Origin of the sequence: Mucilaginibacter gilvus, assembly GCF_004054195.1 — a bacterium.
Lineage (GTDB): Bacteria > Bacteroidota > Bacteroidia > Sphingobacteriales > Sphingobacteriaceae > Mucilaginibacter > Mucilaginibacter gilvus.
In genome coordinates, this window is record NZ_SBIW01000002.1 from 456,391 (window position 1) to 471,139 (window position 14,749).

The following is a 14,749-nucleotide window of genomic DNA, read 5'->3' on the forward strand; positions in this document are numbered from 1 at the left end:
GGAACGTTTTATGAATCGCCAACCTATCCGTTTATTAGCCCCATTATAAAACGCTTCCATTTGGGCTCTTTTTGCGCATTGGCCACCTTTTCTCGGTTTGATTAGGGTTAACAAAAGTTAACACAATTTCAAAAAATATTTTTCAATTATCTAATAACCAATAAATTAAAAAACGGAGGGTTAACATTTTTTTCCAGAAAATAGTGTCACCATAAATTCCAAGTCTTTTATTATGAACCCGTGAATAAATTTAATAACCAGTGTCTTTGATGGGCTATTGCTCCCCAGAGGAGAGCGTTCTAAATTCACCAAGTTAAAGCCCTCTCTATTGGAGAGGATCAGATGAGGCGTTAGCCAAAAACAGGAAAAGCCGCGTCACGCGGCTTTTCAAAAAATCAGTATGAAAATACTTTTACCTCCTGTTGCCGCCAAATACGCGTAACAACATCAGGAACAAGTTCACAAAATCAAGGTACAAGGTAAGTGCGCCTAAAATGGCCATCTTCTTGGTTGATGCTTCGCCGTACTCTAAACCTGCGCCAATGCGTTTCAGTTTTTGTACGTCATAAGCGGTTAAACCAACAAAAACGGCTACACCTACGTAGCTGATTATAAGATCGAGGCCACTGCTACCGATAAAGAAATTAAGGAAGCTGGCTACTACAATACCCACTAACAGCATGATCATGATAGAACCGAACTTGGTAAGGTCCTGGTGGGTAATGTACCCGCCCACTGCCATTACACCAAATACGATAGATGATGTTACAAAAACGCCTGATATGGTACCGATTGAGTAGATCAAAAATATGTAGCTGAGGCTTATACCCATCACAGCCGAAAAAGCGAAGAATAAAAGCACCGCGGCAAAATAACTCAGTTTGTTAAACCCGAAAGAGATGATGAGCACGAACGCAAGTGGCGCAAACATTACTACAGTACCTAAAAGGTTATTTCTGCCTGTTATATTATTGCGAAGCATGCCGCTAAGCTCGGGCACAAAAGCGAACGCGTAAGTACACAAGGCAGAAACGCCAAGGGCTACAAACATCCACATGAATACGTTTGCTATAAATTTACGGGAAGCCTCGGCATTTTCTACCTGGCTAACATTATCGTAAACAAAATTTGAAGTTTTAGTTTCCATTTTTTATAGAGAAATTATTTGTACGAATATAATGATTGTTGAAAGGTAACAAAGTTTAAATGTTGTAATGTTTAAACGCTGTTTTTACACTGATGTTACGAATGCTGCATCATCTCAATTTAATCTTTTGGTGAGCTGTTCTTCCACTTTTTTAAACAGCTGCACGGGTTTTAACGCCCGCCAGTTCAACTCGTCGAGCTGGCCGCCAAAGTTGATGTAGTAATCGATGTTGCTATTCTTAAATTCTTTGATCACATGGTCCTGGAAGTTGATGCCGGCTATCCAGCCATCCTCCACATCCTGAAACCATTCTTCGTAATAGCTATCGTCGGAATGGTGGAAGTTGAGCACGTTCTCGCCTATCAGTACAAATTTGTTAACGCCCTGATCTATCATCAACTCCAGTATCTCGCGCTTCAGCAGCATAATATCGTTGTTGATAGCATCGTTCCACTCGCCAATAAATTCGATGATGCTGTAGCCCCGGTCGTAATCAACAAAAAGCACCTTCATATACAGCGTGTTAGACCCAAACGAATCCCATTGCGGGTGCAGCAGGTAATTGTATATCTGCTTATCAAACTCAAACTCGTTGTACGTAGTAGCGTAAAAAGGCGAATACTCGTCTTCCGCTGCTACGTAATCATCGCGCCATTTATAATATGGTTCTATCTCGTGCATAGTTCAATTCAAAAGTCAAAAGTTAAAATTCAAAATCGGATTTAACCGAAATCTTAACTTTTAGAATGTGCCGATACAGCTTTTCTTACGCTGCCGTGCTGCTTTAACAGGGCGGCGGCGGCTGTGTGGCTAAGGCCGGTTTCGCTCATCACCATCCGGGCACCGCGATCCACCAGTTTGTTATTGCTTAACTGCATATCCACCATTTTATTACCCTTTACACGGCCCATCTGGATCATCACACTTGTGCTCAGCATGTTTAAAACCAGCTTTTGCGCGGTGCCTGCTTTCATCCGGGTGCTGCCGGTAACAAACTCGGGGCCTACCACTACTTCTACCGGGTATTGTGCTTCGGCCGCTACAGGGCTGCCGCTATTGCAAACTATGCAGCCAGTGGCAATATTATGGTCGTTGGCCTTTTGCAGGCCGCCGATAACATAGGGCGTTGTGCCCGATGCCGCTATCCCTACCACCACATCGTTCTCGTTAACGTTAAACTCCATCAGGTCCTTCCAGGCTTGCTGGCGGTCGTCCTCGGCAAATTCAACTGCACGGCGAATAGCGGTATCTCCGCCGGCAATAATGCCCACCACCCAATCGAAGGGCACGCCAAACGTTGGCGGGCATTCCGAAGCATCTACCACGCCCAGCCTGCCGCTGGTGCCTGCGCCAATGTAAAACAGGCGCCCGCCAATGCGCATTTTTTCGGTTACGATGGTGGCCAGGTCTTCTATTTGCTCCAGCGCTTTTTCAACAGCCAGGGGTACGGTTTTATCTTCGTTATTGATATTTTGGAGGATGTCCAACAGCGGCATTTTCTCCAGTCCTGTGTATTTAGAATCCTTTTCGGTGGTTATTTCCATTTCGGGCAAAATAATTTTAACAAAATTGAATAAAAAACATCAAAGCAAAGAAGATAGCGGTGCGAACGGTTTAAAATAATTCCCAATCGGTTCAAATAGTACCGATTGGTGAAGTCTGCAAAAGCGATAAATACGTATTAATATCTTACAAAGGCATTACTAAAGAAGATGATATAAATTATAGGCTATAAAGCTTATTGATTAAATTTGCAAGGCAATCACTACATGAAACAAACTGCGGGCGTTATTTTCCGGACCATAATTCTCATCCTCATCGGGATAATCATCGGCACCATCATTACCAACAATAATTTTGCAGGCCGCCACTTTGGCCTTAGTTTTTCGCGCAGCGATGATAAGATCTCCAAAGTACTGGCGCTGGTAAATCAAAACTATGTAGACTCGGTAGACGTAGACAGCATTGCCGGCGTAACCGTGAACGATATGCTGCAAAACCTCGATCCGCATTCGGTTTACCTGCCGGCACAACAGGCGCAATCCATCAACGAGCGATTGGGCGGCGGCTTTAACGGCATTGGGCTGGAATATCAGATACTGCGCGATACCTTGTTTGTTACCCAGGTTTACCCCGGCGGCCCGGCGGCAAAGGCAGGGTTAAGTACGGGCGACAGGGTGCTCTTAGTAGATGGCGCAGCATTCTCGGGCACTAAACTTACCCAACCTCGCATCAGCAAAACTTTCAGGGGCGAGAAGGATTCGCAGATAACCCTCAGTGTAGAAAAAAGCAACGGACTAAAAAAAGATTATCTCATTAAACGCGGGCGGGTAACGCTTAGCAGCCTCGATGCTTACTTTATATCGGGCACTACAGGTTACATCAAAATAAGCAAATTTGCATCTACTACCGATAAGGATTTCAGAGCAGCCCTTACCAATTTAAAGCTGGACGGGATGCAAAAACTGGTGCTGGATCTGCGCGGTAACGGTGGTGGCTACCTCAACACGGCTACTGCCATGGCCGATGAATTTTTACTTAAGGACAAACTGATCGTTTATACCAAAGGCGCCCACGAACCCCGTACAGATTACTTTGCTACCGATTCGGGCAGTTACGAGCAGGGAAAGCTCAACATTATTATAGACGAATACTCGGCCAGCGCGAGTGAAATACTGGCGGGCGCGCTGCAGGACCTTGACAGGGCCACTATTGTAGGCAGGCGTTCCTTTGGCAAGGGTTTGGTTCAGCAGCAATTTCCGTTTGGGGATGGCACTGCTATAAACCTTACCGTAGCCAGGTATTATACCCCATCGGGCAGATCGATACAAAAATCATATAAGAACGGCATCCAGAGTTACCATAACGACCTGGCCAACCGCGTGCGTAAAGGAGAACTATTATCCGCAGGCAACAGCCTTGCCGATAGTGCTTTTGTTGGGGCATCTACCTACCATACATCCAACGGGCGCAAGGTATTTAGCTCTGGCGGTATTATGCCCGATGTTTTTGTACCTGCCGATACCACCCGAAATACACAGTTATTGGAAGACCTTACCGATAAGCAATTATTTACTGCTTATGTGATAGATAAGCTGCAACCGGTGTTCAAAAAATTCAACACCGAGAACGACTTTGTAAAGCAATATAACATTACTGATACGGAGTTTAACGCCTTTATCCAATACTCGGCGAAAAGTTTGGAACAGGTAGACCCAAGGGAATTGCAACTATCTGCCAACATCATTAAAACCTTGCTTAAGGCTAACACCGCCCGTTTTAAATGGGGCAATAACGCCTACTACCGCGTGTTAAACGAGGGCGACAATACCTTTAAAAAAGCGGTGGAACTATAACTGGTTCATCCCTGTACCGGTTGGGAAAAATGTATTCACACTTACCGGCAACTTACCGGTTGGCTTAATTTGCCCGGTTATGGCTTTTACGGCAGCACGCTGCATGGAATCATCCTTTTGATACCCCACCAAAATAGCACCGCTTTTTTCTATGCCCGGCAAACCAGCAATGGTATAAGCATTTGCAAATACACTAATTACCGAATTGTTTTTGGCGGCCAGTTCGGCAATTAGCAGCTTCACATCGCTGCTGTAATCCAGCTTACTTTGGGGGCGCAGGCGGGTATCATGGATACTTACAAACACCTGCTCATATTGCTTTAATGACTCAAGCATTTTTTTCAGGGCCGATACCGGGGTATCCTTGCCAACCAAAAACAACATGCTGTTTGGGTATTTTTTGGAAAGTTCCTGCTGAAAAACAGTTTGCCCGGTTACGCCGATACTTACAATGGCGGTTTTCTTGGTGGTATCCTGTTTCAGCAAACGACTATCGCCTTTTATCAGCGTGATGGCTGCATCGCTTAGCTGCTGCACCAGTTCGGTGGCGGCGGGGCGGTTAAGGTCCTGCGCTAAGTTTTCGGTTACAATAGGTGTGTAAGTGCTTAAGCCTGCCCAGTACTTGGCGGCTAATATCTTTTTCACCTTGGCCTCAAATTCTTCAGGGGCGATGTGTTTTTTACGCACTTCCTTGCGGATGAGCTTGGCTGCGTTTTTGGAGTTCTCCGATAGTTCTATCAGATCCATACCGGCCATAAAGGTTTTCAGGTCGGCCTCGCCGTTGGGGAAGTATTTGGTTACGCCCTTCATCTCCATGGCATCAGACACCACCAGCCCTTTAAACATCAGCGAATCTTTTAAGATATCGGTAATAATAGGGCGCGATAAGGTGGACGGCAAATTTTTGGTGGTATCCAGCGAGGGGATGCTCATGTGGGCTATCATTACGCCACCGATGCCCGCGTTGATGGCTTCGTGAAAAGGGTACATCTCCAGGGAATCCAGCCGTTCGCGTGTAAAGGGCAACAAGGGTAGATCGAAGTGCGAATCTACATTGGTATCTCCATGCCCCGGGAAGTGTTTGGCTATCGCGATGAGGCCGGCATTCTGCATTCCTTTGGCGTAAGCTATGCCTTTGCGGGCCACATTGTATTTATTATCGCCAAACGAACGGTAGTTGATCACCGGGTTATTGGGGTTGTTATTCACATCAAAATCGGGCGCGAAGTTGATCTGCACACCCAGCCTTTTAAAATCGTAAGCTACGGCCTGCCCCATTTTGTAAATAAGGTTATTATCCTGTATGGCACCAAGCGCCATTTGGTACGGGTATGATATGGTAGAATCCAGTCGCATCCCCAACCCCCATTCCCCATCCATAGCAATAAGCAGGGGGATACGCGAGATCTGCTGATACTGATTAACCAAATTGGCCTGCCTGCCCGGCCCGCCCTGGAAAAACACCAGGCCGCCAACATGCTCTTTTTTGATCACCTTCCCTACCGAGTCGGAATAAGCCTGCCCGCGATTGGTATGGGCGCGCACAAAAAACAACTGGCCAATGCGCTGCCTGCGGTTCAGTTTATTGTAAACAGAATCTACCCACTGGTTTTGCAGCGCGAGCGAACTCACAAGGCTGGTCTTTTGGGCAAAGCTGCTCTCAACTATTAAAATAAGGGCGAAAACGAGGATATAGCTAAAGTATTTTTTCAACTGCATGGCGATGGTAAATGTAGCTTAAATCTTAAAAACGGGTAATTGTTTTTTTTGATTGTCAGAATCAGGATTTTCAGAATTTTAGAATGAACAGAATTTAATGTACAGGCCTGATAGGTGCTTAGGTTGATTTTCTCTTTGTTCTGAAAATTCTCAATCCTATAAATTCTGATTCAGACCTCCTTCTTGTAAAAAAACTGATACAATTTAAAATCAACATCTATTTTATCAGCACCTAAATAAACCTTAACGAAAAAAAATACTCTATTGAATATAAAAAATCAACATAACCAGTAAGCGGCGCGGGCAAGGTATGCCTTAATAGCTTCGATAAACATCAAAAAAACATGAAAAAATTACTCTTTTTAGCTATAGGCCTGCTTACCATGGCGGCCTCGGTAAATGCGCAGGATGGCCCCCGCCGGTACCCGCGCCGTGTAGTCAGGCGCTTACCGCCTCAGCAGCAGTCACACCGTTACCGCCCCGTCGACGATTGGTACAAACCCAAGGTGGGTATTGCCGGTGGTCTAAACATCAGCAACACGGTTGATGCCTACAATGCCGATTTTAGTACCAGCAGCGTAGCGGGCGCACACATCGGTTTAACATTTGAAGTACCTATTGCTTACCCGCTTTCCTTCGCGCCGGAGTTTCTGTTCTCGCAAAAAGGCTACAAAGCCGAAACACCGGACGGTACCTTCCGCCAGCGCACCAATTTTATTGATATCCCTTTGCTTGCCAAATTACGCGTAACCAGGGGTTTTAATATTGTGGTTGGCCCGCAGCTTACCTTCCAAACATCAACCCGTAATACTTACGATGATGGTTTCAGCACCATTTACCGTGATAATTACGACGGCCTGCGCGATAAAAGTTACCTGTCGGGTTTAATTGGTGTTGGTTTCGATCTTAATCGCAACGCGGAACTCCGTTTCCGTTACGCGCTGGACTTTAACCAAAACCGCGGCGACGCAAACTCCAGCATCCCCGATTACCGCAACCAGGTATTCCAGATAGGCTTAGGGTTTAAGTTTCAGTAATATTACCGGGGGCAATATACCGAAGCCACCTCGAAAGGGGTGGCTTTGTTATTTAAAAACGGATTTGAACCAACGTTTTAATTTCCGGTTGGGCCTGTTATAACGTTCTACACGTTTGGCAATATTAAAATCGCGATCTATTGTACAAAAGTCGGCCTGCTTTTCGGGCAGGAAATAAAGCGGATGGGTAAGGCTGCCCATTTCTTCTAAAGGTATGGCCGCGTTGGGGTCAGTCGCATTGTGCGTATTAGTAGAACTTACGCCGAAACCAATATTGCTGATGAGGTTTTGGTTTGGGATTATACAGAGGCTGTTGTTAAAATAATTCAGGAAACCGTATTGGTAATCCCAGGTATCTATTTCACCGGCCTTTACCCATTTAAAAATTTCCACCCAGGCTTCTACTACCATGGTGTGGCCAAATACATTCTCTAACTGGTGCTTAACTTCGCTTTCGCTATACCGGCTAAGGTTTTTATCATAATCTTTCCATACCCTGCGCCAACCTGCCCAGCCCCAAATGTGGGTAATGTTAGAGAAATAGTAACTGGCAGCTCCCCATTTTTTACCCTGCTGCAAATTGCAGCCTGTTATGTGCCGTATGCGGGTATCGTAGCGGTAAAGTTCCAACAACTCGTCGCAAAATTCAAAGAAGCTGTTGGCTGGCAGGCAATCGTCTTCTAATATGATCCCCTCCTCCTCCTGCTGAAAAAACCAGGTTACTGCGGATGATACCGCTTCTTTGCACCCAAGGTTATCAGTCCGGAAAAGTGTTTTCACATCGCACAACCAATCTATCTTACCAACCACTTCGCGGGTTTCCCGGCACAACGCAGTTTCACCATCGTGATTGCTGCGAGCACCATCTGCTGCTATGTATAACCTTGGCGGGCGGGCTTCTTTTATCTTATCAAAAACCTGCCCTGTAACGCCGGGGCGGTTAAATATGATAAAGAGTACCGCAGATTTGGTTTGATATGCTGAGCTGCCTGCATTCATGTTACAAAGGTATTTATTTAAAGCCGCCACGCGCCTTGCCTAACAACGGAATATTTTCTCGGAGTTGGTGCCCTGCCGGGCTATAAGCCCGAGGCGGTCTATCTCGGCATGCCGCTCGTTGACCATTAAATAGCTTTTCACATCCCACTCTATGGGCCGAATATTGCCAACTGAAAATTCGAGGCTATTAATGGTATCCAAAAAAAGCCCCTTTTTCATGTAATAGAAAAAAGTATGGTACCCATTACCCACGTACACATCATTATCATTTTTAAACAGGCTGTCAAACTCATCTTTCAGTTTTGCCACCTTTTCAAAAAAATAGTAATCCTCAATAACATACTTTCCCGAAAGTTTAATAATGGCCGCATCATTGGGGAGGACAGCGTTTTCCAAATAACCTTTTAGGTGGCTCATTTCGTTCAGCCCTTTATTAGGGAACGGGTTACCAAGTGTACTATAGTGGGTATTATATGCATCAAGGTACTGCTCGTTTGCAGATACACATTCCAGCACGGTATACGAATCAAAATATTGTTGGTATTGCAGGCAAGCCTCAATGGATTCGATATATTGGGCTTTGCGACTATCGTATGCTTCTGCAATATTTGCGGTAGTAATTATAACGTGTATCATTGTTGTGCAGCCCTACCCTTCGTTAAAGGTTTGCATATCTATCAGCCTGCGGTATAAACCGTTTTGCGCCAATAGTTGCTGATGCGTACCCTCTTCTATTACCTTCCCGCCTTCCAGTACGATAATCTTATCGGCATTTTGGATGGTGCTTAAACGGTGGGCGATGATGAGCGATGTACGGTTCTTCATCAGGTTATTTAACGCTTCCTGTACCAGTTTTTCAGATTCGGTATCCAGGGCCGACGTGGCCTCGTCCAACAGCATAATGGGCGGGTTATTGAGTACTGCGCGGGCAATACAAATACGCTGCCTTTGCCCGCCGGAGAGTTTGGCACCCCTATCGCCCACATTGGTTTGGTAACCGTTATCGGTATCTAAAATAAAATTATGGGCATTGGCAATGCGCGCAGCAGCCTCCACCTCTTCGGGCTTTACATCGGTTTTGCCAAAGGCGATGTTATTGTAAATAGTGTCGTTAAACAAAAGCGATTCCTGGTTTACAACACCCATTAAGCCACGCAGGGAGTTTGCCGTTACTTGTTTAATGTCTTCACCATCTACCGTGATGCGGCCTTCCTGCGGATCCATAAAGCGGGGAATGAGGTCCATCATTGTAGATTTACCACCGCCCGATGGACCAACCAAGGCTACCGATTTACCTTTGGGGATAGTAATATTCACATTAGATAAAACCTGCTTCTCCTGATAGGCAAAGGTTACATTCTCAAAACGGATAGCATCATTAAAACCGTTTAACGCTACCGCGTTTTTTGCATCGGTAACCGCTGGTTTTTCATCTATCAGTGCCAGCACGCGCTCACCGGCAGCAATGCCAGAGTGGATGTTGCTAAAAGAATCGGTCAGCGCCTTTGCAGGGCGCATCAGCTGCGAAAATAGCGCGATATAGGCCACAAAATGCCCGGGATCAAGCTCGGAGGTGTTGTTGTAGATCATATACCCGCCGTACAGCATAATAAAGGCTACCATAGTGATAGATAAACTTTCGGATACCGGCGATGCCAGTTGCTGGCGCTTAGCTATCGATTTGGATATTTTTGAATACTTTTTATTCTCGTTATCAAACCGGTCCTTAATAAAATCGGTAGCGTTAAAAGCCTTGATGATTTTTATACCTGATAGTGCTTCATCCAAATAACTGATCATGTTGGCATAAGATTCCTGCCCTGCCACCGCCTGTGATTTTAGGCGTTTTACAATACGCGAGATGATAAAGCCCGATATAGGGATAACCAATAGCGAAATGAGCGTTAGTTTTACCGATATTAAAAACAGTGCCACGAGAAAGGCGATCAATTGCAAAGGCTCTTTAAAAGCAACCTGCAAAGTGCTGGTTACAGAAAATTGCACCACCTGCACGTCTGATGATACCTTGGTAATGATATCGCCCTTACGCTCGTTATTAAAATAAGCCATGTGCAGGTTCATCACGTTATTAAATACGGCGCGGCGCAAATTGAGCAGGGTGTAAACGCGCAAATTTTCCATAACACGCTGGGATATGTACCGAAACAGGTTCCCTAAAAAAACAGAAACTACAATTACGCCGCACACAAATTTGAGGGCCGCCCACCTGTCGTAATTGGTTAAAAAATATTGGAGGTAATATTTAAACCAGCCCGAAAGATCAAGCATCGATGGCTTTTTCAAAACTTCTGCAGCTGTATGGACGCTATCTTTACTCACATCAAATAGCGTGTTCATCAGCGGCCCCAGCAAAACCAATACGCTGGTACTGAAAATTACGTAAAGTACGGTGGATATAATATAAGGAATAGCAAACCGGGCAATGGGGTTAGCAAAAGAAAGCAGACGAAAATAGGTCTTCATTAAAAATAATATAGAGGTGCAAAGTTAGCTTAATTAGCTAATTAACCGAATAATGCATTTATGGACGCAACAGGGGCCGCACAACCTGCCAGGCCATATCAACCGTAACGATACTGATGCAAGGGAAACGCTCTTGGGGTTGGGTTTGGTATATACAGATCCAGTTGCAGTAGTAGCAGTCCATTTTTTGGTAAACGCAGGCGGGGCCGCCCGTAATATCGGCCGGGTAAGGCACAAACCTATCGAAATGCCCACCGCCGGTGATGCAAACCGAGGGCGTATTTGTAGCGACAGCTATATGGATGGCGCTGCTATCGTTACCGATGATGAGCGACGAGGCGGCAACCCGTTCCACTAATTGCGGTAGTGTAGTTTTACCGGTGAGATCAATCACATTCTCTGCTGCGGCCATGTGGCAAATGAGCTGGCTCACAACTGCTTCATCCGGACCGCCGGCAATGTAAATGGTCTCTGTGCTTTGCTCACGAATGCGTTTGATCAGTTCTGCAAACTTTTCTATCTCCCAGCCGCGCTTTTTTTCTCCCGCCCCCGGGGAAATGATGATGCCCGCGCGTGGCTTACTTTCCATAATAATAACCGGTTTTGCAAGCGCCGTGGATTGCCCAAGCACCGTTGTAAAATAAAAGTTATTGCGGTGGAATTCGTGGTAAATGCCGGTCGGCAATAGCAGTTTAGTGGTGTAGAATTTATCTGTTTTTACTTTGTACTTTTTCGGCATCCCCTCAAAATCACCCTCGAAACCGATGATCTGTTTGGCGGCGGTTAATCCCGCCAGCCCATCAGGGATAAAAGTGCGGGTGCTGGATGGATTGAGTACTACGGCATAATTCCGTTTAAACAAAGTCCAGCCCAGTTTAAGTACCGCCATAGGCCGGTAAGCTATTCTGCTGGTGCTGATGAAGTAGTTGTTAGTTAAGTACTCCCTATCATAAGCCATGGCCAGGCTTTCCCAGGCTTTATTACCGAGCAATTCTATTTCATGATCCCGGTACCGGGCCGAATGCTTTACCTCTTCAATAAAATTGTGGAACAGGATATAATCGCCAATAGCATCTGCCTTAATGATGAGCAGGCGTTTAGCAGGCGCTCCCCGGAACAGCGCCAAAAACCTGAACAGGTAGGGCAGCTTTAATAAAATAAAGCGGGTAAGCCTGAATAAGTTCCGGTTTTGGGCCATTAATAAACGTTGATTTTTTTACACCATGCCTGCTTTTCCGGCTTAAATATTTACTTTGCGCAAAGAAGGAGCAGGCAAATATAACAGGATATAAATAAAGCCGTGTACAGCTAATTGAGTGGTAAACTAAGCATAATTATTGTTACATACAACGCCGCTGCAACCCTGCAGGCCTGCCTGGATAGCGTATTAGCGCAAACTTATCCCAACACCGAGCTGGTGGTCATCGATGGCAACAGCACGGATGCCACACCGGAAACTCTAAAGGCAAACACCGCGCGCATCGCTTTTTGGCAAAGCGAACCCGATAAAGGCATTTACGATGCCATGAACAAGGCTCTTAAACATATCACCGGCGACTGGGTTTATTTTTTAGGTGCCGATGATGAACTGCTGCCGGAGTTCTCTGCTTTTGCCGAAGAACTGAAAGACAACAACATCTATTACGCCAACGTGATCCACAAAGGGGTAAAACGTGCCGGTAAGGTAAGCGCCTATTATATGGCGAAGGTTGGCATTTACCATCAATCCATCATTTACCCCGCAGCTGTTTTTAGGGACGTCCAATACGACACCCGCTACCGCGTTTTTGCCGACTGGGCCTTTAACATGCAATGTTTTGGCAAAGGCTTCACCTTCGAATACAAAGACCATATCATAGCCAATTACAGCCACGAAGGTTTATCCTCCCACGCGGTTGATGAGGTATTTGAAAAGGAAAGAGGGAACCTCATTCTTAAAAATTTCGGCATAAAAATATGGCTCCGTTACAGGTTCAGGCTGCTGAAAGAAAAGCTGAGAAATTAGCGCGTTATAAACCCAGACATTCGTTGTAAAGCGCGAGGTATTGGCGGGCGGTGTTATGCCAGTTAAAGGTTTCGGCATGGGCCATGATACCGGCTTGGATATCTTTTGTAGCATTATATTTCTCCATCCCTGCCGCAAAAACGCTTTGCATGGCCCCGCTTTCAAAGCTGTCAAAGTAAAAGGCCGCGTCGCCGCCAACCTCGGGCAGCGAAGTGTGGGTCGACAAAAATACCGGCTTGCCAAAATACATGGCCTCAATCACCGGCAAACCAAACCCTTCGGCTATAGATGGAAAAGCAAATGCCAGGCAGTTTTTATAATACCAGGCTTTATCGGCATCGCTAACGGGCCCGGTAATATTCACCCGGTCTTCGCAATGCCATTTTCGGGCTTCGGCCACTATCTCATCCTTGTACGGTGTTTCAATGCCGGCGATGATCAATTCATAATCGTTACCATGCAGCAAGGCGGGTAATACGGCAAAATTCTTTTTAAGCGCTACATGCCCAATGGCAAATATAAATGGCCTTGAAGGCTGGTAAGCCGGCTGATGATCTTCGTCAACGATTAGTTTATCAGCCCCGTTATAAATAACCTGGATCTTCCCCTGTGCAGATGGAAAGTGCTTTAAAATATCCTGCGCAACAAAGTTGGATATGGCCACCACCTTATCGCAGGTATCAATATGTCGTGTTAACCGGTCCAGTTTCTTTTTTACTTTCCGGGGTGGCAGTTGTTCGTGCATAAAGTTAATATCGTGCACAGTTAATATTTTTTTGCCTTTAACCCGCTGCGGTCGCAGCCTGCAGTACTGATCGGTAAAATGCACCAGGTCATACTGTCCCCTTGAGGGAAAGAATACCTTGTGCAGTTTGGATATGTATTGAATCTTCATCCGGTCTTCGAACTGGTAAATAGCACGGCGGTGCAGGTAATACGTAAGATCGAACCGATCATTTTCATCCAGTATACAATTGCCCAAACTTTTACCAAAATAGAAAAACCCCGAGTTGGGATACTTCATAGAATCAAACGTGACCAAAACTGCCGGCTTCTGCATATTGCTGCTATTTAACTACCTTATAATTTTTATACTCGCCAACCCGCCAGCCAAAAACGTCCTCTATCCATTGCAGCGCCTTCCGCCGGAAATCCATCCGCGACATTTTTTTCACATCGATGTCCAGTTTCCAGTTTGCCCGTTGTATTCGAGGCAACAGCACAGCGGGGTGGGACTCTTTAAAGGTCAGCAATCTGTCGGCGTTTCCGTAATCAAATTCGTTTTCTTCTATCGCTTGTTCGTTGGGCACGTATTCCGCGTTATAAAACTGTGTAAAGTTTTGTCCCTTCCGCAGCAGGCCTTTTGATGATTTCACCCATCCGTAATGGTATATATAGGCATCTATCAATTTCACATTCAGTTTCCTGTCTCCGCATCTGAAACCCTGCGCGTCGCGGTATGATTGGATGCCTTTATTGTTGCGCACAATGCGGACCTCCCGGCGGTAGTACCTGCGCGATTGCGCGTAAAAAGCGTAAGAGCCGTAAAAATGCAGGTATTTAAAAAGCAAGCCTTCTATTTTTTCATCACTGAGGTTAGCCTCCATCTCCCTCTTTATTTCCGGGAGGTATTTTTCATGCACGCATTCATCACCCTGTATATAAAAGGCCCAGTCGGCATCCGGCGAAATGGCAGCAAAGGCCTTATCTGTCTCCAGGGCAAATACCCGCCCCCCATCGCGCAGGCTGTTATCCCATACCGTATTAACAATCTTTATTTTTGGCGAGCCTATGCCCGCTATCAGTTCCCCGGTGCCATCATCGCTATCGCCCAAAGCCACAATAAATTCATCGCACAGCGGCAAAACAGAGGTAATGGCCTCAACTATGGGGTAATCGTTCTTTACAGCGTTGCGGATAAATGTAAAACCGGCTACTTTCATTCGGCAGGGTGTGTTTTGGGCAAATATACTTATCTACACATTTTATACCTGCTTGTTTA

The 14,749-nt window shown here is 45.7% G+C and carries 13 protein-coding genes; 3 read left to right on the forward strand and 10 right to left on the reverse strand.

Annotated features, from left to right (window positions below):
* Window positions 1–412: 412 nt before the first annotated feature.
* The 3 genes from EPL05_RS05250 to murQ all read right to left on the reverse strand — a co-directional run bounded on the left by EPL05_RS05250 (window position 413) and on the right by murQ (window position 2,691).
* Window positions 413–1,147, reverse strand: coding sequence for a Bax inhibitor-1/YccA family protein (locus EPL05_RS05250; protein WP_128532792.1), 735 nt, complete (start codon window positions 1,145–1,147; stop codon window positions 413–415).
* Between the two features lie 114 nt (window positions 1,148–1,261).
* The gene (locus tag EPL05_RS05255) at window positions 1,262–1,828 is read right to left on the reverse strand and encodes a hypothetical protein (protein ID WP_128532794.1); all 567 of its coding nucleotides are present in this window, start codon (window positions 1,826–1,828) and stop codon (window positions 1,262–1,264) included.
* A 53-nt stretch (window positions 1,829–1,881) separates the two neighbouring features.
* Window positions 1,882–2,691: an N-acetylmuramic acid 6-phosphate etherase gene (murQ, locus tag EPL05_RS05260; RefSeq protein ID WP_128532796.1), complete on the reverse strand. Its 810-nt coding sequence runs from the start codon at window positions 2,689–2,691 to the stop codon at window positions 1,882–1,884.
* 225 nt (window positions 2,692–2,916) lie between these two features.
* Between murQ and EPL05_RS05265 the strand changes: the two genes are divergently transcribed.
* Window positions 2,917–4,503 (forward strand): S41 family peptidase, encoded by a 1,587-nt coding sequence (locus tag EPL05_RS05265; protein ID WP_128532798.1) that lies wholly within the window; start codon window positions 2,917–2,919, stop codon window positions 4,501–4,503.
* Here the strand turns inward: EPL05_RS05265 and EPL05_RS05270 are convergent.
* Complete coding sequence (locus EPL05_RS05270; protein ID WP_128532800.1) at window positions 4,498–6,222, reverse strand: glycoside hydrolase family 3 protein; 1,725 nt, start codon at window positions 6,220–6,222, stop codon at window positions 4,498–4,500. The genes EPL05_RS05265 and EPL05_RS05270 overlap by 6 nt on opposite strands.
* A 344-nt stretch (window positions 6,223–6,566) precedes the next feature.
* On the opposite strand from EPL05_RS05270, the gene EPL05_RS05275 reads away from it, so the two are divergent.
* Window positions 6,567–7,259 (forward strand): porin family protein, encoded by a 693-nt coding sequence (locus EPL05_RS05275; RefSeq protein ID WP_128532802.1) that lies wholly within the window; start codon window positions 6,567–6,569, stop codon window positions 7,257–7,259.
* Between the two features lie 48 nt (window positions 7,260–7,307).
* On the opposite strand, the gene EPL05_RS05280 is transcribed toward EPL05_RS05275, so the two are convergent.
* From EPL05_RS05280 to EPL05_RS05295, 4 genes are read right to left on the reverse strand one after another with little or no spacing between them, the layout of a single operon-like run.
* Entirely contained in the window at window positions 7,308–8,258 is a 951-nt protein-coding gene (locus EPL05_RS05280) for a nucleotide-diphospho-sugar transferase (protein WP_128532804.1), read from the reverse strand.
* Window positions 8,259–8,297: 39 nt separating this feature from the next.
* Complete coding sequence (locus EPL05_RS05285) at window positions 8,298–8,894, reverse strand: hypothetical protein (protein WP_128532805.1); 597 nt, start codon at window positions 8,892–8,894, stop codon at window positions 8,298–8,300.
* Window positions 8,895–8,906: 12 nt separating this feature from the next.
* Window positions 8,907–10,742 (reverse strand): ABC transporter ATP-binding protein, encoded by a 1,836-nt coding sequence (locus EPL05_RS05290; protein ID WP_128532807.1) that lies wholly within the window; start codon window positions 10,740–10,742, stop codon window positions 8,907–8,909.
* A gap of 58 nt (window positions 10,743–10,800) precedes the next feature.
* Entirely contained in the window at window positions 10,801–11,940 is a 1,140-nt protein-coding gene (locus EPL05_RS05295; protein WP_128532809.1) for a glycosyltransferase family 9 protein, read from the reverse strand.
* A gap of 114 nt (window positions 11,941–12,054) precedes the next feature.
* Here EPL05_RS05295 and EPL05_RS05300 point away from each other — a divergent pair, with 114 nt between their 5' ends.
* The gene (locus EPL05_RS05300; RefSeq protein WP_128532811.1) at window positions 12,055–12,747 is read left to right on the forward strand and encodes a glycosyltransferase family 2 protein; all 693 of its coding nucleotides are present in this window, start codon (window positions 12,055–12,057) and stop codon (window positions 12,745–12,747) included.
* A 4-nt stretch (window positions 12,748–12,751) separates the two neighbouring features.
* Here EPL05_RS05300 and EPL05_RS05305 read toward each other — a convergent pair whose 3' ends face one another.
* On the reverse strand, window positions 12,752–13,807 hold the full coding sequence (locus EPL05_RS05305) for a glycosyltransferase family 4 protein (RefSeq protein ID WP_128532813.1): 1,056 nt from the start codon (window positions 13,805–13,807) through the stop codon (window positions 12,752–12,754).
* A 7-nt stretch (window positions 13,808–13,814) separates the two neighbouring features.
* Window positions 13,815–14,690 (reverse strand): glycosyltransferase family protein, encoded by an 876-nt coding sequence (locus tag EPL05_RS05310; RefSeq protein WP_128532815.1) that lies wholly within the window; start codon window positions 14,688–14,690, stop codon window positions 13,815–13,817.
* Between the last annotated feature and the right edge of the window lie 59 nt (window positions 14,691–14,749).

Coding starts and splice junctions, on each gene's coding strand:
- EPL05_RS05250 (WP_128532792.1), bottom strand. CDS start 1,147: ATGGAAACTAAAACTTCAAATTTTGTTTACGATAATGTTAGCCAGGTA.
- EPL05_RS05255 (WP_128532794.1), bottom strand. CDS start 1,828: ATGCACGAGATAGAACCATATTATAAATGGCGCGATGATTACGTAGCA.
- murQ (WP_128532796.1), bottom strand. CDS start 2,691: ATGGAAATAACCACCGAAAAGGATTCTAAATACACAGGACTGGAGAAA.
- EPL05_RS05265 (WP_128532798.1), top strand. CDS start 2,917: ATGAAACAAACTGCGGGCGTTATTTTCCGGACCATAATTCTCATCCTC.
- EPL05_RS05270 (WP_128532800.1), bottom strand. CDS start 6,222: ATGCAGTTGAAAAAATACTTTAGCTATATCCTCGTTTTCGCCCTTATT.
- EPL05_RS05275 (WP_128532802.1), top strand. CDS start 6,567: ATGAAAAAATTACTCTTTTTAGCTATAGGCCTGCTTACCATGGCGGCC.
- EPL05_RS05280 (WP_128532804.1), bottom strand. CDS start 8,258: ATGAATGCAGGCAGCTCAGCATATCAAACCAAATCTGCGGTACTCTTT.
- EPL05_RS05285 (WP_128532805.1), bottom strand. CDS start 8,894: ATGATACACGTTATAATTACTACCGCAAATATTGCAGAAGCATACGAT.
- EPL05_RS05290 (WP_128532807.1), bottom strand. CDS start 10,742: ATGAAGACCTATTTTCGTCTGCTTTCTTTTGCTAACCCCATTGCCCGG.
- EPL05_RS05295 (WP_128532809.1), bottom strand. CDS start 11,940: ATGGCCCAAAACCGGAACTTATTCAGGCTTACCCGCTTTATTTTATTA.
- EPL05_RS05305 (WP_128532813.1), bottom strand. CDS start 13,807: ATGCAGAAGCCGGCAGTTTTGGTCACGTTTGATTCTATGAAGTATCCC.
- EPL05_RS05310 (WP_128532815.1), bottom strand. CDS start 14,690: ATGAAAGTAGCCGGTTTTACATTTATCCGCAACGCTGTAAAGAACGAT.